The organism is Flavobacterium sp. ST-158 (assembly GCF_058309975.1).
Genome location: NZ_JBZEEN010000002.1, coordinates 206,814 through 231,682 on the forward strand (window position 1 = coordinate 206,814; position 24,869 = coordinate 231,682).

The 24,869-nt window shown below is 32.5% G+C and carries 23 protein-coding genes; 13 read left to right on the forward strand and 10 right to left on the reverse strand.

Going from position 1 to position 24,869, the window contains the following annotated elements; genetic code table 11:
* Window positions 1-227: 227 nt before the first annotated feature.
* The 3 genes from AC4FRF_RS05370 to AC4FRF_RS05380 form a co-directional block, all read right to left on the reverse strand.
* The gene (locus AC4FRF_RS05370) at window positions 228-1,172 is read right to left on the reverse strand and encodes a tRNA dihydrouridine synthase (protein ID WP_491158458.1); all 945 of its coding nucleotides are present in this window, start codon (window positions 1,170-1,172) and stop codon (window positions 228-230) included.
* 288 nt (window positions 1,173-1,460) lie between these two features.
* On the reverse strand, window positions 1,461-2,246 hold the full coding sequence (locus tag AC4FRF_RS05375; protein ID WP_491158459.1) for an anti-sigma factor: 786 nt from the start codon (window positions 2,244-2,246) through the stop codon (window positions 1,461-1,463).
* 4 nt (window positions 2,247-2,250) lie between these two features.
* Complete coding sequence (locus tag AC4FRF_RS05380; RefSeq protein WP_491158460.1) at window positions 2,251-2,781, reverse strand: RNA polymerase sigma factor; 531 nt, start codon at window positions 2,779-2,781, stop codon at window positions 2,251-2,253.
* A gap of 242 nt (window positions 2,782-3,023) precedes the next feature.
* On the opposite strand from AC4FRF_RS05380, the gene AC4FRF_RS05385 reads away from it, so the two are divergent.
* Both AC4FRF_RS05385 and AC4FRF_RS05390 read left to right on the forward strand, forming a co-directional pair.
* Window positions 3,024-5,237: a TonB-dependent receptor gene (locus AC4FRF_RS05385; protein WP_491158461.1), complete on the forward strand. Its 2,214-nt coding sequence runs from the start codon at window positions 3,024-3,026 to the stop codon at window positions 5,235-5,237.
* A gap of 112 nt (window positions 5,238-5,349) precedes the next feature.
* The gene (locus tag AC4FRF_RS05390; RefSeq protein ID WP_491158462.1) at window positions 5,350-5,922 is read left to right on the forward strand and encodes a glutathione peroxidase; all 573 of its coding nucleotides are present in this window, start codon (window positions 5,350-5,352) and stop codon (window positions 5,920-5,922) included.
* Between the two features lie 82 nt (window positions 5,923-6,004).
* On the opposite strand, the gene AC4FRF_RS05395 is transcribed toward AC4FRF_RS05390, so the two are convergent.
* Entirely contained in the window at window positions 6,005-7,180 is a 1,176-nt protein-coding gene (locus AC4FRF_RS05395; protein ID WP_491158463.1) for a thioredoxin family protein, read from the reverse strand.
* 114 nt (window positions 7,181-7,294) lie between these two features.
* On the opposite strand from AC4FRF_RS05395, the gene menD reads away from it, so the two are divergent.
* From menD to AC4FRF_RS05420, 5 genes are all read left to right on the forward strand, one after another.
* The gene (menD, locus tag AC4FRF_RS05400; protein WP_491158464.1) at window positions 7,295-8,956 is read left to right on the forward strand and encodes a 2-succinyl-5-enolpyruvyl-6-hydroxy-3-cyclohexene-1-carboxylic-acid synthase; all 1,662 of its coding nucleotides are present in this window, start codon (window positions 7,295-7,297) and stop codon (window positions 8,954-8,956) included.
* A gap of 299 nt (window positions 8,957-9,255) precedes the next feature.
* Window positions 9,256-11,691, forward strand: a complete 2,436-nt coding sequence (locus AC4FRF_RS05405) for a TonB-dependent receptor plug domain-containing protein (RefSeq protein ID WP_491158465.1) — start codon at window positions 9,256-9,258, stop codon at window positions 11,689-11,691.
* 120 nt (window positions 11,692-11,811) lie between these two features.
* Entirely contained in the window at window positions 11,812-12,153 is a 342-nt protein-coding gene (locus tag AC4FRF_RS05410) for a DUF2853 family protein (RefSeq protein WP_491158466.1), read from the forward strand.
* Between the two features lie 160 nt (window positions 12,154-12,313).
* On the forward strand, window positions 12,314-13,921 hold the full coding sequence (locus AC4FRF_RS05415; protein ID WP_491158467.1) for a family 43 glycosylhydrolase: 1,608 nt from the start codon (window positions 12,314-12,316) through the stop codon (window positions 13,919-13,921).
* 226 nt (window positions 13,922-14,147) lie between these two features.
* Window positions 14,148-15,002 (forward strand): CvfB family protein, encoded by an 855-nt coding sequence (locus AC4FRF_RS05420; protein WP_491158468.1) that lies wholly within the window; start codon window positions 14,148-14,150, stop codon window positions 15,000-15,002.
* 644 nt (window positions 15,003-15,646) lie between these two features.
* Here the strand turns inward: AC4FRF_RS05420 and AC4FRF_RS05425 are convergent.
* Complete coding sequence (locus tag AC4FRF_RS05425) at window positions 15,647-16,483, reverse strand: hypothetical protein (protein ID WP_491158469.1); 837 nt, start codon at window positions 16,481-16,483, stop codon at window positions 15,647-15,649.
* A 219-nt stretch (window positions 16,484-16,702) separates the two neighbouring features.
* Between AC4FRF_RS05425 and AC4FRF_RS05430 the strand changes: the two genes are divergently transcribed.
* From AC4FRF_RS05430 to AC4FRF_RS05455, 6 genes are all read left to right on the forward strand, one after another.
* Window positions 16,703-17,533 carry a 1,4-dihydroxy-2-naphthoyl-CoA synthase gene (locus tag AC4FRF_RS05430; protein WP_439228843.1) on the forward strand — a complete coding sequence of 277 codons (831 nt, stop codon included), beginning with the start codon at window positions 16,703-16,705 and terminating at the stop codon, window positions 17,531-17,533.
* Window positions 17,534-17,645: 112 nt separating this feature from the next.
* Window positions 17,646-18,608, forward strand: a complete 963-nt coding sequence (menA, locus tag AC4FRF_RS05435) for a 1,4-dihydroxy-2-naphthoate octaprenyltransferase (protein WP_491158470.1) — start codon at window positions 17,646-17,648, stop codon at window positions 18,606-18,608.
* A gap of 90 nt (window positions 18,609-18,698) precedes the next feature.
* Entirely contained in the window at window positions 18,699-19,376 is a 678-nt protein-coding gene (locus AC4FRF_RS05440) for a metal-dependent hydrolase (protein WP_491158471.1), read from the forward strand.
* A gap of 123 nt (window positions 19,377-19,499) precedes the next feature.
* On the forward strand, window positions 19,500-20,699 hold the full coding sequence (locus tag AC4FRF_RS05445) for a tetratricopeptide repeat protein (RefSeq protein WP_491158472.1): 1,200 nt from the start codon (window positions 19,500-19,502) through the stop codon (window positions 20,697-20,699).
* 110 nt (window positions 20,700-20,809) lie between these two features.
* Window positions 20,810-21,406 (forward strand): hypothetical protein, encoded by a 597-nt coding sequence (locus AC4FRF_RS05450; RefSeq protein ID WP_491158473.1) that lies wholly within the window; start codon window positions 20,810-20,812, stop codon window positions 21,404-21,406.
* Between the two features lie 105 nt (window positions 21,407-21,511).
* Window positions 21,512-22,558, forward strand: a complete 1,047-nt coding sequence (locus tag AC4FRF_RS05455) for an o-succinylbenzoate synthase (RefSeq protein WP_491158474.1) — start codon at window positions 21,512-21,514, stop codon at window positions 22,556-22,558.
* 11 nt (window positions 22,559-22,569) lie between these two features.
* Here AC4FRF_RS05455 and AC4FRF_RS05460 read toward each other — a convergent pair whose 3' ends face one another.
* The 5 genes from AC4FRF_RS05460 to AC4FRF_RS05480 all read right to left on the reverse strand — a co-directional run bounded on the left by AC4FRF_RS05460 (window position 22,570) and on the right by AC4FRF_RS05480 (window position 24,712).
* Window positions 22,570-22,791 (reverse strand): hypothetical protein, encoded by a 222-nt coding sequence (locus AC4FRF_RS05460; RefSeq protein ID WP_491158475.1) that lies wholly within the window; start codon window positions 22,789-22,791, stop codon window positions 22,570-22,572.
* Between the two features lie 25 nt (window positions 22,792-22,816).
* Window positions 22,817-23,197: a DoxX family protein gene (locus AC4FRF_RS05465; protein WP_491158476.1), complete on the reverse strand. Its 381-nt coding sequence runs from the start codon at window positions 23,195-23,197 to the stop codon at window positions 22,817-22,819.
* 1 nt (window position 23,198) lies between these two features.
* Window positions 23,199-23,750: a dihydrofolate reductase family protein gene (locus AC4FRF_RS05470; protein WP_491158477.1), complete on the reverse strand. Its 552-nt coding sequence runs from the start codon at window positions 23,748-23,750 to the stop codon at window positions 23,199-23,201.
* A gap of 3 nt (window positions 23,751-23,753) precedes the next feature.
* Window positions 23,754-24,173, reverse strand: a complete 420-nt coding sequence (locus AC4FRF_RS05475; protein WP_491158478.1) for a VOC family protein — start codon at window positions 24,171-24,173, stop codon at window positions 23,754-23,756.
* A 101-nt stretch (window positions 24,174-24,274) separates the two neighbouring features.
* Window positions 24,275-24,712 carry a VOC family protein gene (locus AC4FRF_RS05480; protein WP_491158479.1) on the reverse strand — a complete coding sequence of 146 codons (438 nt, stop codon included), beginning with the start codon at window positions 24,710-24,712 and terminating at the stop codon, window positions 24,275-24,277.
* Window positions 24,713-24,869 lie beyond the last annotated feature (157 nt).

The following is a 24,869-nucleotide window of genomic DNA, read 5'->3' on the forward strand; positions in this document are numbered from 1 at the left end:
GGGATTTAGGAGGTTGGAAGCTAAGATCTGTGGTTTTTAGATGGAAAACTATTTAAAATAGTGGATTATTTCACTAAAACACAGGGGGCTTTAGTACAAACTAAGGAAAAAAAATTATTGAAAATACAGTTATCTTGACCTTTTTATAGGTATTACAAACATGATACTGTATTAATATTTTTTTTTTTACAAATTAGAAGGAAATTGTCTTTAATTCATTACAAAACCTATCCTTCTTTGATAATCTCCCTAACAGCCTGCTCGTAATTCCGAATACTCTTAGACTTTTTTATTTTTTTATGTATTTTGTGTGGATTCGAAAAAATAACCGAAAAGTACTCCCATAAATGGTGCATTTTTAATAAAATATGAGTGGCTCCCGATAAGGATTCACTATAACCAGCGTACAAAGTGTCGTGAAAATCACTGAATAATTCCATTTTGTTCGAAGGATATTCGGTGTTGTTTTTTTTAATCATAGACGGCAAAAAAGGATCGGCAATCAAACCGCGACCTATCATCCAGTGGTCAATAGTTGGGAAGCGTTCTTGCATTTTATGGAATTGCGCCACCGAAGTGATATCGCCATTGTAATACAACTTTAATTTAGTGTTGTCTACACATTGTTGGAAACCATCTAAATTCACTCCTCCATTGTACAGTTGTTTTCCAATGCGCGCATGAATGGCCACATTTTTAATGGGATATTTTTCTAACAACGGTAAAACATCCAGAATTTCTTCGGCATTGTCATAACCTAAGCGCATTTTCATCGAAACAAGAATATCTGATTCGGCGTGAACTCTTTCTAGAATTTGGTCTATTTTTTGAGTTTGACAAATCAATCCCGAACCCATTCCAGACTTGGTTACCATCGGATAAGGACAGCCTAAATTCCAATTGAGTTCTTTATAACCTAATTCCTGAACGTATTTGGAAACAAATAAAAACTCCTCGGCATCATTAGTAATGATTTGCGGAATCACTTCTAAATCGGTATTGTTCTCAGGAAGCAAATCGCGTTGGTAGGAGTTTTTTATAACTAGTTTTCCATTTAAGCGAATGTAGGGAGAATAAAAAGTATCAATTCCTCCAAAGTATTTATTTTGTGCATTTCTAAAACGAAAATCGGTAAATCCTTGAAGAGGAGAGGAAAGAAGGGTATAGCTCATGAATATTATAATTGTGCAAATATAATCAATGCAAACCACAACTGTGCGAAATTAGGAAAAACGAAGTAGTTTTATTTTTGCGACCAATTACACTAATTTCCTCAAATTTTAATGATGAAAAATGGATAACACAAATTTTTATCTGACTTTGACTAATTCGTAGAATAGTTTCGTATACAAATTTGTGTTATTTCGTTCCATTCGTGGTTTTTTTATTTTTGATTTCAGTATAAAACCAAAAAAGACTTTCGTGAGAAAGCCTTTTTAGTATTTAAATTTCAAATTGAATTATACTTTTCCTAAGGTGTACAACTGTTCCATTGTTGGAGTCAAACTTCCGCCAGCTGGTTCCAAGGTGATTCCAAATGCCTCTGCATCAGCAGTACTGTTAACCGCAAAAAAGTGTTGCTCATTTTTGTCAAAATTATCCAATAATCCAATGCTTGTAGGCGTTAAAGGATTCAGTTTTAAAGCCCAGACTTGGTACACCATTCCTTTAGGCGGTTCTGGTAATCCAGAAGCATCTACATAAACCACTTGGGTTTCTTGGTTCCAATATACTTTAGCTGAAGATTCTGGAGCTACAGCTTGACCACCAAGAGCAACAACGGTATTTTTCTCGTCTTTTATTATGGCTAAAGTAGTTTCAATAGCGGCTTTTTTAAGTACCAACTCATTGCGTTCTTTTTCAATTTTAGCTTTTTCAATGTTCGCATTGACCACTTGGTTATTGGTTTGCTCTAATTGAATGTATTGAAAACCAATTCCAGCTAATAATAGAATTGCCGCAGCCCAACCAATGTATTGTGACCAATTTCTCTTAGGAGCCAGTGGTATTACTTCGGCGGTTTTTAAACCTAATTTTTCTTTAATCTTAGCATAATTCTCAGCTGATTGAAATGGTGAAAAACTGGAAGATAATGACACAATTGATTTTTCAATTTTTATAATTTCAGTATTAATTTCCGGATGTTTTTTAGCCATTGCAGCTACTTCTTCGCTTTCGGTTTCAGTTAATGAGCCGTAAACATAAAGTTCTAATATACCTGATTCTATATATTCTTTCGTTTCCATTGTACTATACTTTCAAATAGTTTCTTAAATCATTAATACAGTTTCTGTTGTGCGTTTTAACCGTCCCTAATGGGATTTCTAGTTCTTCCGCAGCTTCTTGTTGGGTATAACCTTTAAAGAACAATAAATCTATTATTTGGATACACTTCGGTTTTAACCTTTTGATGAAATCTTGCATTCCAATTCCATCCACTTTGTTAGCCAATTTGTTACTGTCTTCTAATAGATTTACGAAATTATCACTAGATAGGTTTTTTTGACTGTTGTTAAAGTTTTTAGAACGCAATTTATCAATAGAAGTATTACGAGCAATATTAAGAATCCAGGTGTAAAAACGACCTTTGCTTTCGTTATAACTGTCTAGGTTTTTCCATATTTTAACAAATACTTCTTGAAGCACATCTTCAGCTTCTTCTGTATTTTTAATGAGAACGCTAATTACAGAGAACAAACTTTTTGCATACATATCATAGAGATACGTAAAGGCTTTTTCATCCTTTTTGTAGATTAAAACTAATAATTCGTCTTGGCTCATAGTTTTTATGTTTTGCATTACAAACTTATACAAACTTATTCAAATTTGTATAGTTTTTATTCATTTAGGGAATAAAAATCTTATTTTTTTGATAATTAGAATTGGAATCCAAAAGCAATCAGCTATTTTCTTTTTGTAAAAATGGTATATTTTATTTGAAAGCAGGATACTACTAAAAAGTTCATACTCTATATTTGACCTCTATAAATGATACAATCTTCAATCCAAATAGTATAGTTTTCATGAAGCAGCTTTTAACAGTACTAACTGTTTTTATTAGTTTTTATGGTTTTTCTCAAACTCAAAAAGGAGTCGTTTATGACGAATATGGAAATGCAATAATTAACGCTTTCTTGATTAATCCTGTTTCCGAAGCTCATTCTCATACCGATGAATCAGGGGATTTTATTATTGAGAAAACCAATGTAGGCGATGTTTTAAGAATTACAGCTTTGGGGTTTAAAAATAAAAATTATACGGTTAGTAATGGCGAAAATAAAATTGTTTTAGAGGATGCCGTTTTAAAATTAAATGATGTAGTAATTCAATCTAAGCTTTCAGCAATGAATTTAATTTCAAAAATTGATTTACAAACTTCTCCCGTAAATACTTCTCAAGATTTATTACAAAAAGTGCCTGGTTTATTTATTGGTCAACATGCTGGTGGAGGAAAAGGGGAGCAGATGTTTTTAAGAGGTTTTGATATAGATCATGGAACCGATGTGGCTATTTCAGTTGATGGAATGCCTGTAAATATGGTTTCTCATGCTCATGGACAAGGTTATGCCGATTTACATTTTGTAATTCCAGAAACAGTAGATAAAATTGATTATGGCAAAGGAACTTATTATGCTAATAAAGGTGATTTTGCTACTGCAGCTTATGTGGGTTTTCAAACTAAAGAAAAACTAGATTATAGTAGTATAAGTGTAGAAGCAGGGCAGTTTAACACGCAAAGAACTGTAGGATTGTTTAAACTTTTGGATAATACTAAAAATCAAAGGGCTTACATTGCTACAGAATATTTTGTAACAGATGGCCCGTTTGAATCTCCTCAAAATTTTAATCGCTTTAATTTGTTAGGGAAATATACTTATTTGTTAGGGATTAATAGTAAATTCTCTATTTCAGCTTCTCATTTTTCTAGCAAATGGGATGCTTCGGGACAAATTCCACAAAGGTTAGTTGATGCTGGTATTATTTCTAGATTTGGAGCAGTAGACGATACCGAAGGAGGAAATACTTCAAGAACTAATATTATTGCTTCTTTGGTTAAACCAATAGATAAAAATACTTTCATAAAAGTCAATACTTTTTTTAGTAAATATGACTTCGAATTGTATTCTAATTTTACTTTTTTCTTAAATGATCCTGTTAACGGTGACCAAATTAGACAAAAAGAAAACCGAACAGTTTTTGGAATGAGTGCTGAAATCAATAAGAAAATTAAAAGTGGTATTTGGGATATTAATTATCAATTGGGAGTTGGTTTTAGAGCCGATGCCACTAAAGACAGTGAATTATCACATACCTTAAACCGAAGAACAACATTAGAAAATATAAAATTAGGTGATATTGACGAAAGTAACAATTATGCCTATTTGAATTCGGAATTTGTATTTGATAAATTAATGATTAATCCAGGATTGCGTTTGGATTATTTTAAATTCAATTACCAAGATAAACTAAGTGAAATTTATACCAATCAATCAAAAACGGAAACTAAAGTTTCTCCAAAATTGAACTTTATTTACTCGCAGAATAACAGTCTGCAGTTTTTTGTAAAATCAGGAATGGGTTTTCATTCTAATGATACTCGTGTGGTGGTTCAAGATAATACAAAGAAAACTTTGCCTATGGCAATTGGAACTGATTTTGGGGCAATTTGGAAACCTTCTCACAACTTAATTATTAATTCGGCTTTGTGGTACATGTACTTGCAACAAGAGTTTGTGTATTCTGGCGATGGTGGAATTATTGAACCAAGCGGAAAAACCAAACGTATGGGAGCCGATTTTGGAATTCGTTATCATCTAAACGAAATGTTGTATATCTATTCAGATGCGAATTATACGTTTGCAAGAAGTATGGACGAACCTAAAGACGCTGATTATATCCCATTAGCTCCCGATTTTACAACAGCTGGAGGAATAAGTTTTCAAAATTGGCATCGTTTTTCAGGAGGTGTCCGTTGCCGATATATTAAAAATCGTCCAGCAAATGAAGATTATTCTATTGTTGCCAAAGGTTATTTTGTAAACGATTTTAATTTGAATTACGATATAAAAAACATCAGTTTCGGAATCATAATCCAAAATTTATTTGATACCAAATGGAATGAAACACAGTTTGCTACTGAATCTAGATTGAAAGATGAGCCAAATCCTGTGGATGAAATTCATTTTACACCTGGAACTCCTTTTAATTTAAAAGCAAAAATCATTTATAGATTTTAAAATATGAAACGGTGATTTGTTGGGTTTTATTTAACCTTTGTTGAATTGAAATTAGTTGATGAAATGAATGTCAATATGTTGAATTTGATTAATTTTATAAAAAAATAAATTTATGAAAAATATAGTATTGATGGCTTGTAGCGCCATGTTGCTTTTTAGCGGACTTACTCAAGCACAAAATAAAAAATTAAAACCTATGGATCCCCAAAGTATTTATCAATTTAATAAAGTGGAAGAATTAAACGGTGATGTTTTTGATTTTTCGACTTTAAAAGGAAAAAAAGTACTGATTGTAAATACGGCTTCCAAATGTGGTTTTACACCGCAATACGAACAACTTGAAGCAATTTATAAGGAATACAAAGACAAAGGTTTTACTGTTATTGGTTTTCCTGCGAATAATTTTAACGCTCAGGAACCAGGAACAAACGAAGAAATTGAGAGTTTTTGTAAATTAAACTACGGAGTAACTTTTCCTATGATGGCTAAAATCTCCGTAAAAGGAGCTGATATGAGTCCGATTTACCAATTTTTAACTCAAAAAGAGAAAAATGGAGTCAAAGATTCAGAGGTAAAATGGAACTTCCAAAAGTATTTAATTGATGAAAAAGGACATTTAGTTGAAGTCTATTATTCTAAAACAAAACCAGATGCTCCAGAAATTGTAAACTGGATTAAGCAATAGTTTTAAATATAACTTATAAAAAAACGACTTTCAACATTGAAAGTCGTTTTTTTTTTTTTTTTTTTTTCAAGAATCGTACAAATTATTTAGCATTTAATTCCTTTAATAAAGTATCCACATCTTTAGTATTCCAGCCCATTTCGGTAATAATATCTTTTGCGTCTTTCGCATATTCTATCGCTGATTTCGTATCTTTTATTTTCCAATATAATCGAGCCAATAATAGGTTTCCATCTGCAGAGTTATTTAAAACGAGTGCTCTTTTAGTCCAATCAATTGCTTTTTTTAAAGCATTGGTATCATTGATTTCTTTAAGATAAACCTGCGCTATTTCTTTTAGTTTGCTATCAGTGTGCCAAACGTATTTTTCAGTTCCATCTAAACTCGCTTTTTTATAAAATCCCCAATTAGAACTGCGCTCAGCCAAAGTTAAATCATAGCTAAAAATTAAGGAATCTGTTTTTTGAAGATGTATGGTTTTAGCAATTTCCCTGTCTTTAAAATATCCAATACTATCTAGTGTTAAAGTATAAAGCTCTAATAATTCGGATACGATATTGACAATTTTTCTTTCTACTCGAATGGGAGAAGTAGCTTTTTCAAAATCTGCTTTATGATTTAAAACATATTGAAACTCCCTCGATTGAATGTCGGTCACACCATTTGAAATAATTCGCCAATTTACCTCTGAAACTAGTTCTTGATTACTTTGTGTTTCCAGATAAATGTGAGTTGGTTTAGATAAAATTTTTCTATCAGCTCCTTTTCTTAAAATCATTAAATAGTCTAAGCATTTGGTCGAATTACTGGGATCTGCTAAAAACTGTTTTTCTAAGTAGGGCAACTGCAATTTTGGATTTAAAGCATTCTGGGCTTCTTCCATAAATTTATCCGTATTCATTTCACCTTTTATGGAATATAACAGTGTTTCATTTGCATCAATAAATAAAAAAATAGGCAACCCGCTGGTGTTGAACTTTTCTTTGATTGTTTTTCCTTCTTCTTTTTCAATGTCTTTCCAAACACAGATGTAATTCTTATTTAAAAATTCAAGTACGTTATTGTCATTAAAAACAGTAGTTTTCATTTTATTACAATGCGGACACCAAGTTGCATATAGCATGATGAAAAGGGGTTTGCTTTCTTTTTTTGCCTGAATAAGAGCGTCTTTGTAGCTGATTTCATTTGGAGCCCAATCATTTTGACTCCATGAGAATTGAAAAAAAGTAAAAAGAAATAAGGAATAAATAAAACGCATAGTTTCTTTAGGTTTAAAATGCTTTTTTGCGGTAAAATCAAAAATAATAAAACTAATTTGGAATACGGAATAAACGAGCAAGTTTGTATCTTTGTTCTTTTTGAAATAAAAACAATGATTTACCCCAAAATACCTTTAGCGCAAAAGATTATTCAAATTTGTTTGGCCAAAGGAATACATGATATCGTCATTTCTCCAGGTTCTAGAAATGCCCCTTTAACCATAGGTTTTGCCTCCAATCCTGATTTTAAATGTTACAGTATTGCCGACGAACGTTCAGCTGCTTTTTTTGCATTAGGAATTGCCCAACAAATCAAACGTCCTGTAGCAGTAGTTTGTACTTCAGGTTCGGCTTTGTTGAATTATTATCCTGCTGTTGCCGAAGCTTTTTACAGTCAGATTCCTTTGATTGTTATTTCGGCTGATAGACCGCAAAATAAGATTGATATTGGCGATGGACAAACCATTCGTCAGGAAAATGTTTTTGCTAATCATTCTTTGTACAATGCTAATTTAACAGAAGAAGCTTCAAAAGTGAATGACCATAAAATAAACGATGCCATTGATACAGCTTTCTATAAAAAAGGTCCTGTTCATATTAACGCTCCTTTTGAAGAACCTTTGTACGAAACTGTTTCTGAACTTTCAGTTGATGTAATGACTCATAATTTTGCCAGTTTGAATCCCATAACTCCTTTAGAAGATTTAACAGCTTTTGCGGATATTTGGAATCAATCCACTAAGAAATTAGTATTGGTAGGAGTAAATGATCCTAGTTTAATTTCGGATTCCACTCTAGAAACATTAGCGCAAGATGAATCGGTTGTGGTGATGACGGAGACCACATCTAATTTGCATCATCCTAGTTTTATTTCAAATATAGATACCATAATAACGCCTTTTACCAATGAAGATTTTGAAGATTTCTGTCCAGAAATTCTAATCACTTTTGGAGGAATGATTGTTTCTAAACGTATCAAGGCTTTTTTACGCAAGTATAAACCCAAACAACATTGGCACATCGATTCGTTACGTGCTTACGATACTTTTGGAGTTTTAAGCAAACATTTTGAAGCGAATCCTAGTACTTTTTTCGAAAGTTTTTTGCCTTTGACACAAAAGGTTAAAAGTGAATATTTTGCCCAAATGGATGCAGTTAGATCTCACAGAAAGGAAAAACAAGCTGCCTATTTACAAAAAGTTGCTTTTTCAGATTTTGTAGTTTTTGATACTGTAATTAAAAGTTTGCCTAAAAATAGTCAGTTACAAATTAGCAATAGTTCGGCTATTCGTTATGCGCAATTAATGACTATTGATCCTTCGGTTGAAGTATTTTGTAATCGTGGAACTAGCGGAATTGACGGCAGTACATCCACAGCTATTGGCGCAGCTTTAGTTAATAACAAGCAAACCACCTTTGTTACTGGCGATGTAAGTTTCCTATACGATAGTAATGCCTTGTGGAATGCTTATACTCCTAATAATTTTAAAATTGTCCTAATCAATAATGGTGGCGGTGGGATTTTTAGAATTTTACCGGGACATGAAGAAAATGCAGTCTTTAATACTTTTTTTGAAACTTCACATCATTTAACTGCTGAACATTTAGCTAAAATGTATGGATTTAATTATAGCACAGCTTCTGATAAAGAAAGTCTAGACAATGCTTTATTTGATTTATTCGCTCAGAATGATAAACCAAGTATTTTAGAAATCTTTACACCAACACTTGAAAATGATGTTATTTTAAAACAGTTTTTTAAAGCCTTAGTTTAGAAAAAAATAAAATTATTCTGAGAATGCTTTTTTGTGGTAAATGTTTGTGTTTGCTACAAAAAAGCATTTTTTATTTCTGATTTTTTGTTTAGAAAATGAATGATTTTTTAAAATTTATTAGTGACGAAGTTTTAGTATCAATTTTACAGGATAGTACAGGTTAGTTAATTTGTTTTAAGTATATATTTTAGTAAAATTTTACTTATCTTAATATTTGATTGTCTAAGTGTTTTCATACTTATGACGTAGAGAAATTAAAAGAAGTATTATTTTGTATTAATATAAATTCTGAGTTTTATATGACTAAAGCTGTCCTTAGCAATAAAAATTGCTTTTTAATTTTTTTCTTTTGGTTGGTAGCTTCATTGTTTTTTTTGCAGGCGCAAGAAAAAAAAACGATAGCTAATATTGAGAAAATTTACCTTCATACTGACCGATCAAGGTATTATATTGGTGAAGATTTATGGTACAAAGCTTATAACGTAAGGGCTTACAATAATATACTTTTTGATAATAGTAATGTTTTGTATGTAGAATTAATTGCTCCTGACTCTAAGATAGTTGCAAAAAACAAGACTAATATCGAAATGGGTTTAGGTTATGGTGATTTTAAATTAGCAGATTCTTTGAATTTAAAAACGGGAGTTTACCAATTACGTGCGTATACCAATTGGGATAGGAATTTTGGTGAAGATTTTATTTTCAAAAAAGAAATTGAAATCATAGATGTTTTTGAATCCCATTCTAAAGCAAAAAAATCACAAAATTATACTGTAGAAATGAAAACCACTGCAAGTGGTACAAATAAACAAACTAATTTCACCATAGATTTCTTTCCAGAAGGAGGTTCGCTGTTAGAAAATGTGGCTAGTGTTGTTGCTTTTAAAGCGGTTGATGAAACTGGAAATCCTGTAAATGTTAAGGGAGATATTTACGATTCGGATAACGAATTGATAACCAGTTTTGCAAGTTCACATGATGGGATGGGAAAATTACTAATGTTACCTACAGCAGGAAAAAGTTATTATGCTAAAATAAGTAGTCTTGAAGGAACAGCCTTGCGTCAAGATTTACCTAAAGCAATTAAACAAGGCTATTCAATAAGTTTTAGAGCTTTTAAAGGAAGAAATATTGTTAGCATCAATACCAATGAAGCTACCTTAGCTCAAAACCCTAATGCGGCTTTAACTATTGTTTGTAAAGCCAGAGGGATATCCTATTTAGAAACTACAGAAACTCTAACCACTACTTCTTATTCTTTTGAATTGCCTAAGGATAAAACTCCAGATGGAATTAGTCAAATTACCTTATTTGATAAAAATAAGGTGCCACAGAGTGAACGTTTGGTTTTTGTTGAAAAGGAAAAAGATTTCTTGGTTCAAATTACAACAGATAAAACCATCTACAAACCAAATGAAAAAGTGGCTATAAATGTAACTTCTAAATCTAATGAAGGTGCAGCTAAAGCAGCAAGTTTCTCATTAAGTGTAACGGATATGAATGGCGCACTAGAGGATAAAGATTATGGAACTACTATTAGTTCTTATTTCTTGATGGAGTCTGATATTAGAGGGAAAGTATATAATCCGTCTTATTATTTTGATGTCAATAATGTAAAGCGATTGGATCATCTAGACGACTTATTATTAACCCAAGGATGGCGTGATTTTGTTTGGAAATCATTGTCCAAAGTAAGTGATACCATTAATTATACCGTTGAAAAAGGTTTTACTATTTCAGGTAGGGTTAAACAACTTCTAGGAGAAAAAGCATTGGTAAGTAATACGATGACATTAGCTTTGATGAACAAAAAGAATTTTAATATTTTTAATGCAGTTACAGATTCTTTAGGGAAGTTTAAATTTGAAGATTTAATGTTTTCAGGGAAAACGAATATGTTTTTAAATTCTAGAAATGTAAAAGGAAAGTTTAGAGGAGAGTTGTTATTGGATCCTACCGATTTAGCTCCTCCTTTTATTTCTTTCAGTCATGAACCATTGGTTTTTTCATCAGGAACACAATCAATAGTTGATAATGTTTTCAAGAAATTTGTAGCTTTTGGTATAAAACCAGAAAATATTTTGGAAGAAGTTAGTATCGTTTCCAACACGAAAAAGAAACTAGTGACAACTTATGGAATTCCAGAGTTTAGTTATCTTCCGGATGAAAATACTAAAACGTTTACTGATATTTTTCAACTTATAGAACAAACAATTCCAGGTGTAGTAGCTTCTGACGATTCGGTACGTTTTACACGTTTTTCGGGATCACCACTTTTTATAATAGATGGGTTTACTGCAACTGATAGAGGACAGGTAAGTTTTATTGAACCAGAAGATGTTTTAAGGATAGATGTTGTAAAAGGTGCTCAAGCAACTGCCTATTATGGAGATGAGGCATCAAATGGAATTATATCTATTTTTACTAAGCAAAATACAGGGCAGCATAAGGCAAAAGAAGTTTTTCACTCAATTAAAAGAGAACTAGAAGGCTATTATAACTCACGAGTTTTTTATTCACCAAATCCTGAAAAACCAAATCCCGAGTTAGATACTCAAGCGGCTGTGAGAAATACATTGTATTGGAATCCGTATGTTCATCCAGATAAAACAGGAAATGTTACAGTAAACTATTTTAATACAAAGGTAGAGACTAAAGTAAAAGTTGCTCTGGAAGGTATTACAGGTAGCGGAATTCCTGTGGTTAAAAACACTTATTATATGGTGAAAAAGTAAAATAAGAATGTTTTATCAAAAGTTAGCATTTTTTTTACATTAAAAAGGAGATTTTTTTTATATAAAACCTTATATTTGAGGATAGCGATACATTTATTAACTTTAATTATATAAAAAATTATGAGTGCAAGAGATGAATTAATTGTAAAGTATGCTGCCGATTTAAAAGAAAAATGCGGTGTAACTCCGGACATGGATTTATTGACTAAAGTAACTATCGGTTGTGGGCCGTCAATCTATAATGCCGATTCTTCTACTGTTGCGGGAAGTCAGCAATCAGAATTGGATACGGTAAAAAACAATTTCCTAATTAAAAAATTAGGTCTAGCGGATGGACCAGAATTGGACGCAGCCATTGATGCTGTTATTGAAAAATATGGTCGTTCTAACAAATCTAAATATAGAGTTGTCATTTATTATTTATTAGCAGTTCACTTTAAAAAAGAGAGTGTTTATAATTAATGTTTCATAATGGCTTTTAAATGCATCATTTAAAGTCAAATAATTTATCAAGCTCCCAAGCAGAATCTTAATGATTTAGCTTGGGAGTTTTTTATTCGGGACAGTACAGGATGATTTTATATTTTATCTAACTTAAATTAGCATTTTAAAATTTCCTCAAATGATGATAAAGAATAGTTCGGTCCAGATTAGTCACCAATTTTTGTTAATTGGAATGCTTTTTTTCTGCTTTACGCTACAAGTAACGGCACAATTTCAAAACATTAAAAACGATGTTTTTTGGGATACTAAAGAAGGATTTCCTATTTACAGTCAAGGTGGAGGTGTTTTTAAGTTCAAAGATTTGAAAACGGGAGTTGAAAAATATTATTGGTATGGAGTGCATTATGAAGAAGCAGAAAAATATCGAAAAGATCCTGTAAAAAAATACGATCATTGTACTTTTAAATCAGTTAGCTGCTATAGTTCTACTGATTTGGTCAATTGGACTTTTGAAGCAGATGTTCTAACAAATAATACCGCTACTCCAGAAACTTGGAAAACTTGGGTAGGGCGTTTGGGAGTGGCTTATGTAAAGGAAATGAATCAATATGCACTCTTTGTACAACATGGAAATCAGGTTTTGGTGGCTCTGGCAGATTCTCCTACGTCTGAATTTATTTGGCACCAAAAAATCAATATGGAACCTTGGATAGGAACAACCAATACAGGAGATCAAACGGTTTTTACGGATGATGATGGGAAATCCTATTTGATTTATTCCTACGGAAAAGGGCGCAACAAAATATATGTTTCTGAAATAGGAGTAAAAAAAGGAAAGGTCACTATTTTAGATTGTACCAAAGTTTTTCAAGGAGAAAGCAGGGAAGGAAATTGTATGTTTAAATACAAAAATAAGTACTATATGGCTGCTTCAAATATTTATGGCTGGGACGCTTCTTTTGCCTATTATTTGGTTTCCAATAACATTAGAGGTCCTTATTTTCCAGCTGATGATATGCAAATTATGAAGGGGGCAGAGGAAGATTATGCACATGTAACCCAAACTGGATTTTTTTATACGATAAAAAGAAATGACAAAGAAACCGTATTGTATTGCGGTGATCGTTGGTCTGATTTTGCTGGTAATGGATTAGGATATAATCAATGGTTTCCACTTTCCTTTGACGGCGCCACTCCTTATTTTAATTCGTTAAGCTCTTGGAATTTGGATGAAAAAACAGCTAATTGGACTGTTGGTTCCGATAATAATTATGTGAAAAATGGCAGTTTTGAGGCCGATAGGAATAAAATACCAAGTGATTTTAAACCAGTTCAAGAGCAGTTATTAGGTTGGAAAACCACAGTAATCAAAGGAAATGCCATAGCAGTAAAAAGCCAAACATCGCCAGTGTTGAATTATTTTAATTCGGAAAATGATCGAAAAGAAGTCATTGGCGAAAAAAGTTTAAATATCTCTGATACAATAGATTTTACCAGAGAGATAAGTCAGCAAATTAGCTCTTCACCTTATGTAACTTTAGAAGATGGCTTGTATTCCTTGACTGCTAAAGTCAAAAATAGTGCAGGTTTTAACCAACTTAAAATGTATGCAAATACTGGTGGTATTGATTATAAAATTACTGTCGAAAAAGAAAATGCTTCTTGGACAAGCATTCGTATTTCGGACATTTTTATAAAAAACGGAAAAATAAGCATTGGATTTTATGCTGACGGAACGGCTAACGCCTTTTGTTTGGTTGATGATGTTGTTTTGGTGAAACAATAAAAGCTGTTTTTATTCATTAAACCGCAAAGATTTTAAAGTTTTTTGCTAAGATCACGATCACCAAGATTAAAAAAATCAGTGATAATCTGTTTAATACGTTTTATCTGTGTGCCATTATTTTACGACGTATTTTAAGGTAAAAACAACTTTGCGCAACTTTGTGTCTCTTTGTGAAACTTTGCGTAATAATTTCTTAGTACCTTTGCGGCTTAGAAAATTGAAGAAAATGCTTAAAATAGGAAAATACAATAGCTTAACAATATTACGTGATACCAAAGTTGGTTTGTTTTTGGGGAATCCAGAAAAAGATCCTGAAGGAATTCACGATGTGTTGCTGCCTAATAAATATGTCCCTAACGAATTTGAAATAGGCGAGGAGCTTATAGTTTTTGTGTATTTAGATCACGAACAACGTCCAGTGGCTACCACATTAGAACCTTATATTTTATTGAATGAATTTGCACTTTTACGTGTCAATTACATCAATCAAGTGGGGGCGTTCATGGATTGGGGAATGGAAAAAGACATTCTAGTTCCATTTAAAGAACAAGCGAGACCCATGGAAAAAGGAAAACGTTATTTAGTTTACCTGTACATGGATGAAAAAACCAATAGATTAGTAGCTTCAAGTAAGACCAATCAATTTCTTAATAATGATGAACTTACTGTTGAGAAAAACGAAGAGGTTGAATTGATTGTTTCGCATATTACCGAAATAGGAATCAATGTCATCATAAACGAAAAGCACAAAGGTCTTTTGTATAAAGATGAGGTTTATGATGATAGCATCCGCACAGGCGACAGAATGCGAGGTTACATTAAAAATATTCGACCTGATAATAAGATAGATGTTTCCTTGCAAAAACAAGGTTACGAAAGTATCGAGCCTAACGCCGAGAAAATTTTGAACGAATTAAGAGCAAGTAGAGGCTTTTTAAGATTAAATGACAATTCCCATCCTGAAGATATCAAAACAGTTCTTAAGATGAGTAAAAAGACTTTTAAGAAAGCTATTGGAGCTTTGTATAAAGATAAATTAATTGAAATTAAAGACGACGGAATTTATCTTGTTAAGGAATAAAAAAAAGAAAGACTAATCCTGATGGTTAGTCTTTCTCTTTTTATAGCCTCTCTTATTTTTGGACAAGCTATAATGTATTTTACAATTGGAAACTGTAATTTCAGTTTCACGTTAACCGTTCTTTTCTTTATCTTTTTAAACGTCTAAATGCTATTTGGAATCTCATTTGGCATTAAAACCGTTGGTTTCATTAATGTTTCTTTGGATTTTACGCATTCATTTTAATGATTTTTTCATTTTTGTATAGTAATCCAAAATGTTAACCCTTGGTGCTACTTTGAGCAAATTCTAATAGAATTTAGTGTTTCCCCTTGAGGCTCTTTTCTTCTGTAGTCTAAATTTAATAACGTACTAAAAAGAGTGATAAAGCTTGTTGTTTGTTTCAATATTCTTTTTTTAAGTTAATAAATCAGTGAAGAACTCTTGTAGCTAGTTTGTATTGTAAATATTTCCACCAATCCCAGAACTAACTATGTCTAAAAGTAATAAAAAAAAGTTTTAAGAAATAGAAAAAAAACATTTTTTTGTCAATTTTTAACATTTTAAACGGATTAACGGGATAAGGATTACTGAGCTGTGAAATATTTAAAATAAAAAATAAACGATGAGCTTAAGTTGTTGTTTCAGAGTGTTTTATTTGTTTTTTAAATGGAACGTACTTTTTCCGATTTAGATACAATTTCTTTGATAATGTCGTCCAATTCATTGCTGGAAATAATCATACTTTCAATGAGAAAAATTTTTTCTTCCTCTGTATTATCATTTTCTTTTAAAAGTTGGGTAATAGCCATTAAGCGCGAAAGAGGAGTTCTTACCACATGCGATTGTATCCAAGTAATTTCTTTTAAAACCTCATTTTGTTTTTCTATTTCCTTGGTGTGAAGGATACTGTTTTTAAAACTGTCATCAAGACCGTTAAATAATTTAGGTACTAAGGAGCAAACTAAAAAACTTAAAAAAATCAAATTTGAAAAAACGGCAAATAGCTCACTGGATTTAAAATTAATATTATGAATAGGAGTTAAATCAAGATAATATAGGGAAATGTATAGAATAGAAATATATATGTTGATTAAAGCTGGAGTGTATTGGTTTTTAAAAGTATATATAAATGTGGTTACAAAACAAGCCGCAAGTAAATAAAGAGTACTGTTTAAGCCTACATAATAGATAAGAAAAGAACTTAGTGTGTATAAAGTGCTTATAAATAAGAGTTTGCGTTTCTTTATTTTAATCCCTTTTTTGATTCCGATGAGTACAACAACTGCAACCGATAGAAGGTCAATCGTAAACATGCTATAAAGCTTTGCCTCAAAGGCCCAAATTAATGAAGGAATTAAGGCAATCATGCTCAAAGGGATGACGTATATTATGGTATTAGTAAACATGTCGTCTCGCCAATATTTTAAATCTTTAGTTTCCTCCGAAGCAACTAAGGTGTTTTTCCTAATGATTGAAGTGTAGTTATTCCATATTTTCATAATCAAATTGTATTTTGTATATTAGGAATTACTGTAAATATAAAAAAAATAAAGTAATAAAATACTTGTTTAAAGTTTCTGAATTGTAAAATAATAATTAAGTGAATGAGTTTTGATTTTGAGTAAGTTATTCTTTTTTTAAGGCTAAATAAAAGACTAGGATAGATAAAGTGTAAAAAATGCTTTAATTTTACGCTATAATAATTTAAACCCATTAAAATGGATTGGATCACTGCAAAAGAATACGAAGATATCACTTATAAAAAATGCAACGGTGTTGCCAGAATTGCTTTCAATAGACCAAATGTTAGAAACGCTTTCAGACCCAAAACAACCTCAGAACTTTTAGACGCTTTTCACGATGCTCAGGAAGACACTTCAATCGGAGTGGTCTTGCTTTCTGCTGAAGGGCCAAGTACAAAAGACGGAATTTGGTCATTTTGTAGTGGTGGAGATCAAAAAGCACGTGGGCACCAAGGATATGTGGGAGAAGATGGTTACCATCGTTTGAATATTTTAGATGTTCAGCGTATGATTCGTTTTATGCCAAAAGCCGTTATTGCTGTAGTTCCAGGTTGGGCTGTGGGTGGTGGACATAGTTTGCACGTGGTTTGTGATATGACTCTCGCGAGTAAAGAACACGCTATTTTTAAACAAACCGATGCCGATGTTACTAGTTTTGACGGAGGTTATGGTTCCGCTTATTTAGCTAAAATGGTGGGACAGAAAAAAGCCCGCGAAATTTTCTTTTTAGGGCGTAATTATTCTGCTCAGGAAGCTTTTGAAATGGGAATGGTAAACGCAGTTGTTCCTCATGACGAATTAGAAGCTACGGCTTACGAATGGGCTCAGGAAATTTTGGCTAAATCACCAACATCGATAAAAATGCTAAAATTTGCCATGAACCTTACCGATGATGGTATGGTAGGACAACAGGTTTTTGCCGGAGAAGCGACTCGTTTGGCTTACATGACCGAAGAGGCTAAAGAAGGAAGAAATGCTTTCCTGGAAAAGAGAAAGCCTAATTTTGAAAAGAAATGGTTACCATAGTTCAGTAAGTAGTACACAGTACTCAATGAGCAGATTTAGAAAAAGTAACTACAAAAAATATAAATGCTTTGTAACTTAGAACCTTAGTTTCTTAGCAACTAAATAAAACAAAATGAAACACTGGATTGAAGCCGCAAGATTGCGCACCTTACCTTTGTCTGTATCAGGAATTATAGTAGGAAGTATGTACGCTTTAGCGCACCCTACTGATGAAATTTTAACACCAACCGAAGTTTTTAACTGGAGACTTTTTGGCTTTGCCATTCTAACTACTTTAGGATTGCAAATCCTTTCTAATTTTGCCAATGATTATGGTGACGGAATGAAAGGAACCGATAATGAGGATAGAATTGGACCCAAACGCGCCATTCAAAGTGGTGTGATTACACCTGCTGCCATGAAAAGGGCTATTATAATAACTTCATTTTTGACGTTGCTTTCGGCAATTGCGTTGATTTATTACGCATTTGGTGATACAAATATCTATTACTCCGTTTTCTATCTTATTTTAGGAATCTTAGCTATTTTATCGGCAATTAGATATACGGTTGGAAATACAGCTTATGGCTATCGCGGTTATGGTGATTTGTTTGTATTTGTTTTTTTTGGATTAGTAAGTACTTTAGGAGTGAACTTTTTATATTCAAAACAAGTCGATTTCGAATTGATTTTACCTGCCATGGCAATAGGATTTTTAAGCGTTGGTGTTTTAAACTTAAATAATATGCGCGATGAAGCTTCTGATAAAAAAGTAGGGAAGAATACTATTGTAGTGAAAATCGGAGGAGAAAAAGCTAAAAAATACCATTACTTTTTAATTGGTGGCGCTATGGTTTTGACTTTGGTATTTGCCGTTATTAGCGAATTTAAGTTTGATCAATACCTGTTTTTATTGGCTTATATTCCTTTAACTAAACATTTAATTACGGTTTCTAAAAATCAAGAGCCTAGAGCATTAGATCCTGAGTTAAAAAAATTAGCATTAAGTACTTTTGCACTTTCAGTTTTATTGTCATTGAGCATGATTTACTTCTTTTCAGATATAGTTGTTAATACGCTTTTAGGCGGAAGATAATTTAGTAGTAACTAGTTAAGAGTAATTAGTGATTAGTCAAAAGTTAATAGATGACTAATTACTTTTTACTAATCACTTAAAAAAAAAAATATGAAAATAACCTATTACGGACACGCTGCTTTAGGAATTAAAGTGGGTGGAAAACATCTTATTGTAGATCCTTTTATTTCGGCAAATCCATTAGCAGAACATATCGATATTGATGAATTAAAAGCCGATTATATTTTGCTAACTCATGCGCATGGAGATCACGTTTTAGATGTTGAATCTATTGCCAAACGCACTGGAGCGGTGATTGTTTCTAATGCTGAGATTGCAGGTTATTATGCTGCTAAAGGTTTTCAGGCACATCCTATGAATCACGGTGGAAGTTGGAATTTCGACTTTGGAAAAGTAAAATATGTAAATGCGATTCATTCCAGTACTTTTCCTGATGGCACTAACGGAGGGAATCCGGGTGGTTTTGTTATTGAAGGGGAACATAAAAATATTTACATTGCCGGAGATACCGCTTTGACTATGGATATGAAGTTAATCCCAATGCGTACCAAACTGGATTTGGCTATTTTCCCAATAGGCGATAATTTCACTATGGATGTTCAAGATGCAATTCTGGCATCTGATTTTGTGGAATGCGATAAGGTTTTAGGGTATCATTACGATACTTTTGGATACATCAAAATTGATCATAAAAAAGCCATTCAGCAGTTTTTTGATAAAGGCAAAGATTTGATGCTGCTGGAAATAGGCGATAGTATTGAATTGTAATTGCGAAGAACGTGGCTGGAGCTATTTCCTGCTATCCACTACAATCTTAGGCAGCGAACCCCGCCACCTAAGGATTTTCGCTACTATCAGGGCTAGTTTCGTATCGTTAATAAACTAACATCAGTGAAAAAAACAATTTTAGTGCTATTTATTAGCATTTTTTACCAGACTATTTCTGCTCAGAAATCTGGCTACTGGGACAAAGAAAGAGCTACTTACAAAGAAGTTGTTGTTTCAGCCAGAGACAGAATCATTGTAGAAACTGATGATTTTCCATCAGGAACCACCGAATTGATTTATAGAATCACGCTTTTGGATGATAACCAGCAAATGGCGGGAAGTTTGGTTTCTGTTCTGAAATCTATTCCAGATCCTACAGGAATTAGTCAGGGTTCGGCTGGTGCGGTTTTCTTGATGTCTAAAATCTCAGGAGACGACAAATGCAAATACGCTATTTTTTCCACGAATGAATTGGCAAAAGTCTATAGTTCAAAAGGAGAAATGGCTGAGGCTTGTCTGGCTCAGAATACTGCTGTAAGCAAAGATGCGAAACGACTTTCTATCGATAAATCTGCTTGTATAAAATCCAATACTACCAAATTATATTTTGGTTTCGAAAGTTCTAATTGGTTTATGAAGCAAAAAATCATTTTGGAAGTTGTGCCTTGGGTGGATGCTAAATTAAGCCGAGGATGGACATTAGAAAACAGGAAAAACATAATTAGCCAATGCAAAACTTCGGCATTGGCAAGAAAAATGGCAAATTCAGATGATTTCTGCGTTTGTATTGGTGAAAAGATTCAAAAAAAATATACTTTTCAGGAATTTCAAAAACTGCTGCCTATGGAACAGGCAAAAGCATATAAGGATTTTGGAGCAAACTGTTTTGAAGAAACCGGAATTGCAAACACTGTTTTTAATGATTTGAGAACAAAAGCTTCAAATAGCATTTTAAAAGGAGATTATGGCGCTGCAATTAAAAATTACAACGAAATTGTAAATCAACATAAAGCAACTGCTTTAGATTATGCTAATTTGGGTTATGTTTATCTTATAACCAAACAGTACGGAAAAGCCATTAAATCACTTAAAGAAGGCGAAAAACTGGATGATGCTGAGTTGTTGGTTAAATTGAATTTGGCGCATGCCTATTTATTAAACGGTGAATATTCAAAAGCGAAAGCAATTTACAAAGAATATCAAAATCAAAACGTAACTGAAAATGTAGGTTGGACCCAAAAAATCAAGACCGATTATCAGACTTTTGCGAAAGCGGGAATTCAAAATGAAGATTTTGAAAGGGTTTTGAAGTTGGTTAAATAGAATAAAGAGAAAAGATTTAGGTTTGAAAGTTTGTGAGTTTGAGCGAAGTTGAGAACTTTTTAATAAAAAACTTAGCGGTGACTAGTTGTTAAAAAAATGGAAGTAATTTAATGCAAGACGTAATTAAAGTTATCGATTCATATCCAGATAAATATATTGCAATAAAAAAGCAAGCGTATAAATATCTTTTTAATAATTCGAATATAGATGAAATAGGAAGAATGAATATTCTCCATAGACCTTGGGTAGCACCTTTAAATTGGGGTTTAATGATTTATAAAAGAGCTAGTAAAGAAGTGTTATGTGAGTTTCAATACGATAGTAAAATTATTATTCCTGCTTTTTATCGAGAGTTTTTAGAAAATATTAATGGATGTTTTTTGTATGATATATCATTGTATGGAATAATTCCGTCTTTGACAAGAAGTTTTTTGCAGTGCCATAGTTTGGAAACAGCAAATACTCGTTGGATAGATGAATATAAAGTTGATAAATCATATTTTTATTTTGGAGGTTCAAGTTATAATTATGATGAGAATGTAGGTTATTTTTATGGTGAAAATAAAATAATTTCAATTCGTAAAAATGGTGAAATTGTTGGTGAATGGACTGATTTCTCTAATTTTTTAAATGATGAGATTAGTAAGTCAGAGAAAAAAATGTTAAAAAATCTACCAAACAATATTAATTTGATAGTTACAGACTGATGTTAAGATAGTTAGGGTGAAGTTGGAAACTTTTTAAAAATTTTAGCGAGCCTTTGCTCAAAACTTTGCGAATCTTTGCGGTAAAAAAAATATGGTTAGAAAAAAATGAAAGCAACTTATCATAAATACATTCTTAATTTCAAACGTCCATCGGGAACTTCCCGTGGTGTGATGACTGAAAAAGAAACCTGGTTTTTAGTTTTGGAAAAAGACGGAAAACAAGGAATAGGAGAGTGCGGAATTCTCAGAGGTTTAAGTGCAGATGACCGTCCGGATTATGAAGAAAAATTACTGTGGACTTGCACTAATATTCAGTTAGGAAAAGAAGTTCTTTGGGAAGCTTTAATAGAATTTCCTTCGATACAATTTGGGGTAGAAATGGCTTTTCAGTCTTTAGAGAGTGAAGCACCTTTTTTGCTCTTTCCTTCTGCTTTTACCGAAGGCAAAAAATCTATTGAAATTAACGGCTTGATTTGGATGGGAGAACCTGCTTTTATGAAACAGCAAATCGAAGAGAAATTAGCTCAAGGTTTTCGATGTGTAAAACTCAAGATAGGCGCTATAGATTTCGATAAAGAATTGGAATTATTGCGCTTTATACGGTCTCATTTTACCGCTGAGCAAGTGGAGATTAGGGTAGATGCTAACGGAGCTTTTGGTTTGAATGAAGCTTTAATTAAATTAAATCAATTAACTGGTTTTAAGTTACATAGTATTGAACAACCGATTCAAAAAAACAACACTGACAGGATGGCAGAGTTGTGTAAAAGCACTCCTTTTCCTATTGCCTTAGACGAAGAGTTAATAGGAGTCTTTACCTTGGCAGAAAAAGAAGAATTATTGCAAAAAATCAAACCCCAATATATTATTTTAAAACCAAGTTTTGTAGGTGGTTTTAAAGGAACGCAAGAGTGGATTTCTTTAGCCGAAAAACATCAAATTGATTGGTGGATTACCTCCGCTTTAGAGAGTAATATTGGTCTAAATGCCATTGCACAATGGACTTATTTATTACAAAATCCGATGCCACAAGGTTTAGGAACAGGAGCACTTTATACCAATAATTTTGATTGTCCGCTCGAAGTTTCTCAGGGCGAATTATGGTATAAAAAAGGATTAGAATGGTGTTTTGATTTTTGTCAATTAGACTAAAAAAATAGCTTTTAAATATCTTCTAAAACGCTGATTTGATAGCCTAAATCACGAACCAAATTTTGGATAGAATCAACATTTAAATGGTGTTTTTTGCTTTCAACTCTTAAGATATTATCACAGTCTTCTAAATCAAAATTGAAGTAACAATTTGCAAAAGTTTCAGACAGCTTTTGTAAAATTAAAGCTGCCTGATTTTTACAAGTGATATTGGTGCAAAAAACTTCTATCATTTTAGAGCTGATTAAGACATATTTCTCAAGAATTGACCGAATTGATTTTGTGATAATACACATAGGAAACCATCAAAACTGTCAATACAATAAATGGAAAGAATGCTTCAAAACCCATTCCGTCTATAGCATAATGGCTGATGGCTGCAAAAAGAAAGTCAAATACAAAACCTGCATAAGCCCATTCTTTTAATCGTTTTGGTATTTGCGGAATCACTAAAGTAATAACTCCTAGAATTTTGAATACCACTAATGCGTTCCCAAAATATTCGGGATAGCCTAAATGTTTGATGCCTTCTTTTGCCATTTCTGATTGATACGTTAGCGCAGGCATAACACCTTCAAATAAGAAAATTAAAATTGTTGCAGTCCAAAAGATAATTTTATTGGTTTTTGTTGTTGTCATTTTATTGTTTTTTAGAATAAGTGATTAATATTGAGCCATCACGAAATATTTTTGAATCTAATAAGCTGAAATGGATTGGATCCATTATGTCTTTGAATATAGAAAAGCCATTTCCGATAACAATAGGATCAATTAGAAATTGAAATTCATCAATTAATTGGGCTTCAGCCAGTTGTTTTAAAATACTACCACTACCTAAAAGCGTAATATTTGCATTTTCTTTTAGTTTTTTGATTTCTGCTAACCAATCATTGGGAAGCAATTGAGTGTTGTTCCAATTCGTTTGGTTTAAGCTATTTGAAACTACTAATTTATTAGCAAGATTCATTCTTTCAGCTACTTTTGGAAAAGATACATTCGCCATTGGAGTAGGCCAGAATCCAGCCATCATTTCGTATGTTTTTCTACCAAAAAGCAAGGTGTTTCCAGATGCTAAGCTTTCTTCAGAAAATTGGGCAGCCTCTTCGCTGTGATGATGCCAGCTAGTATTATTCATGGTGTTTTTGTAATAACCATCCAAAGTGATAAATGTAAATGAATTCAGTTTTCCCATTATTTAAGCATTCATTAAAGTTTCAATATCAAATTTGCTCATTTGCATAAATGCATGTATTACTCGTGGCGCTTTTTCTGGATCGGCCATTAATTTCTCTAAAACAGCCGGAACTATTTGCCATGAAACCCCAAATTGATCGTCTAGCCAACCGCATTGATTGTAGGAGCCGTTAGTTCCCAGTTTTTCCCAGTAAAGGTTAATTTCTTCTTGAGTATCACATTCAATAACATAAGAATTAGCTGCAGAGAATTGGTATTGTGGTCCACCATTTAATCCCATAAATTGAAATCCATTCAATTCAAAACGAACCACCATTGGGTTTTCGTTAGTAATTTTCGAATTCGGAAAAATAGAACAATAATATTCGGCTGCTGCTTTGGCTTGACCATCAAACCATAAACAAGGATATAATGATTTCATAGAAATAGATTGTTTTTTCGAATGAAGGTTGCGTGCTAAAACACTTTTTTAGAAAATAATATTGATTGAAAAATTACAAATCTGTAAGGAACCAATGAATTTTATTTTGCTACATGATGATTAAACATCCATCGGATACCAAAACGATCTAAACAACAGCCCCAATAATCACCCCAAAACATATCTTGTAGAGGAGCAATATCAGTAGCACCTTCGGATAAGGCATTAAATAACCGTTCCGTTTCTTCTCTGGTATCGGGTTCTAGGTTGATGGTGGTGTTGTTTCCTATGGTAAGTTTGTGCCCCATGGATTCTAACATATCTGTGGCCATAATTTGTGTTCCTCCTAAAATAGGCATGCATACATGCATTACTTTATTGCCATCTTCTTCTGAAAGAGGTGGTTGTCCTTCTTGGGTTGGGACATCTTTCATGTACATGATAGGAGCTATAAATTCAGAATTAAATACCTTTTTGTAAAAATTAAAAGCTTCCTCAGTGTTGCCTTGAAAATTAAGATAGATAGATACTTTTGCCATTTTATTTCAATTTTAAATGATTAATAACAATACAAAGTTCCATGATTTAGACGTAAATTCTAATGTGTAATAATGACAACAAAAAGGGCATTTACGTCAAATACATGTTTGCTATATAAAATTATATAAAAAAGGAATACTAAAATTAAACGTAAAA

Coding starts and splice junctions, on each gene's coding strand:
- AC4FRF_RS05370 (WP_491158458.1), bottom strand. CDS start 1,172: ATGAGCTATACCCTTCTTTCCTCTCCTCTTCAAGGATTTACCGATTTT.
- AC4FRF_RS05375 (WP_491158459.1), bottom strand. CDS start 2,246: ATGGAAACGAAAGAATATATAGAATCAGGTATATTAGAACTTTATGTT.
- AC4FRF_RS05380 (WP_491158460.1), bottom strand. CDS start 2,781: ATGAGCCAAGACGAATTATTAGTTTTAATCTACAAAAAGGATGAAAAA.
- AC4FRF_RS05385 (WP_491158461.1), top strand. CDS start 3,024: ATGAAGCAGCTTTTAACAGTACTAACTGTTTTTATTAGTTTTTATGGT.
- AC4FRF_RS05390 (WP_491158462.1), top strand. CDS start 5,350: ATGAAAAATATAGTATTGATGGCTTGTAGCGCCATGTTGCTTTTTAGC.
- AC4FRF_RS05395 (WP_491158463.1), bottom strand. CDS start 7,180: ATGCGTTTTATTTATTCCTTATTTCTTTTTACTTTTTTTCAATTCTCA.
- menD (WP_491158464.1), top strand. CDS start 7,295: ATGATTTACCCCAAAATACCTTTAGCGCAAAAGATTATTCAAATTTGT.
- AC4FRF_RS05405 (WP_491158465.1), top strand. CDS start 9,256: ATGACTAAAGCTGTCCTTAGCAATAAAAATTGCTTTTTAATTTTTTTC.
- AC4FRF_RS05410 (WP_491158466.1), top strand. CDS start 11,812: ATGAGTGCAAGAGATGAATTAATTGTAAAGTATGCTGCCGATTTAAAA.
- AC4FRF_RS05415 (WP_491158467.1), top strand. CDS start 12,314: ATGATGATAAAGAATAGTTCGGTCCAGATTAGTCACCAATTTTTGTTA.
- AC4FRF_RS05420 (WP_491158468.1), top strand. CDS start 14,148: ATGCTTAAAATAGGAAAATACAATAGCTTAACAATATTACGTGATACC.
- AC4FRF_RS05425 (WP_491158469.1), bottom strand. CDS start 16,483: ATGAAAATATGGAATAACTACACTTCAATCATTAGGAAAAACACCTTA.
- AC4FRF_RS05430 (WP_439228843.1), top strand. CDS start 16,703: ATGGATTGGATCACTGCAAAAGAATACGAAGATATCACTTATAAAAAA.
- menA (WP_491158470.1), top strand. CDS start 17,646: ATGAAACACTGGATTGAAGCCGCAAGATTGCGCACCTTACCTTTGTCT.
- AC4FRF_RS05440 (WP_491158471.1), top strand. CDS start 18,699: ATGAAAATAACCTATTACGGACACGCTGCTTTAGGAATTAAAGTGGGT.
- AC4FRF_RS05450 (WP_491158473.1), top strand. CDS start 20,810: ATGCAAGACGTAATTAAAGTTATCGATTCATATCCAGATAAATATATT.
- AC4FRF_RS05455 (WP_491158474.1), top strand. CDS start 21,512: ATGAAAGCAACTTATCATAAATACATTCTTAATTTCAAACGTCCATCG.
- AC4FRF_RS05460 (WP_491158475.1), bottom strand. CDS start 22,791: ATGATAGAAGTTTTTTGCACCAATATCACTTGTAAAAATCAGGCAGCT.
- AC4FRF_RS05465 (WP_491158476.1), bottom strand. CDS start 23,197: ATGACAACAACAAAAACCAATAAAATTATCTTTTGGACTGCAACAATT.
- AC4FRF_RS05470 (WP_491158477.1), bottom strand. CDS start 23,750: ATGGGAAAACTGAATTCATTTACATTTATCACTTTGGATGGTTATTAC.
- AC4FRF_RS05475 (WP_491158478.1), bottom strand. CDS start 24,173: ATGAAATCATTATATCCTTGTTTATGGTTTGATGGTCAAGCCAAAGCA.
- AC4FRF_RS05480 (WP_491158479.1), bottom strand. CDS start 24,712: ATGGCAAAAGTATCTATCTATCTTAATTTTCAAGGCAACACTGAGGAA.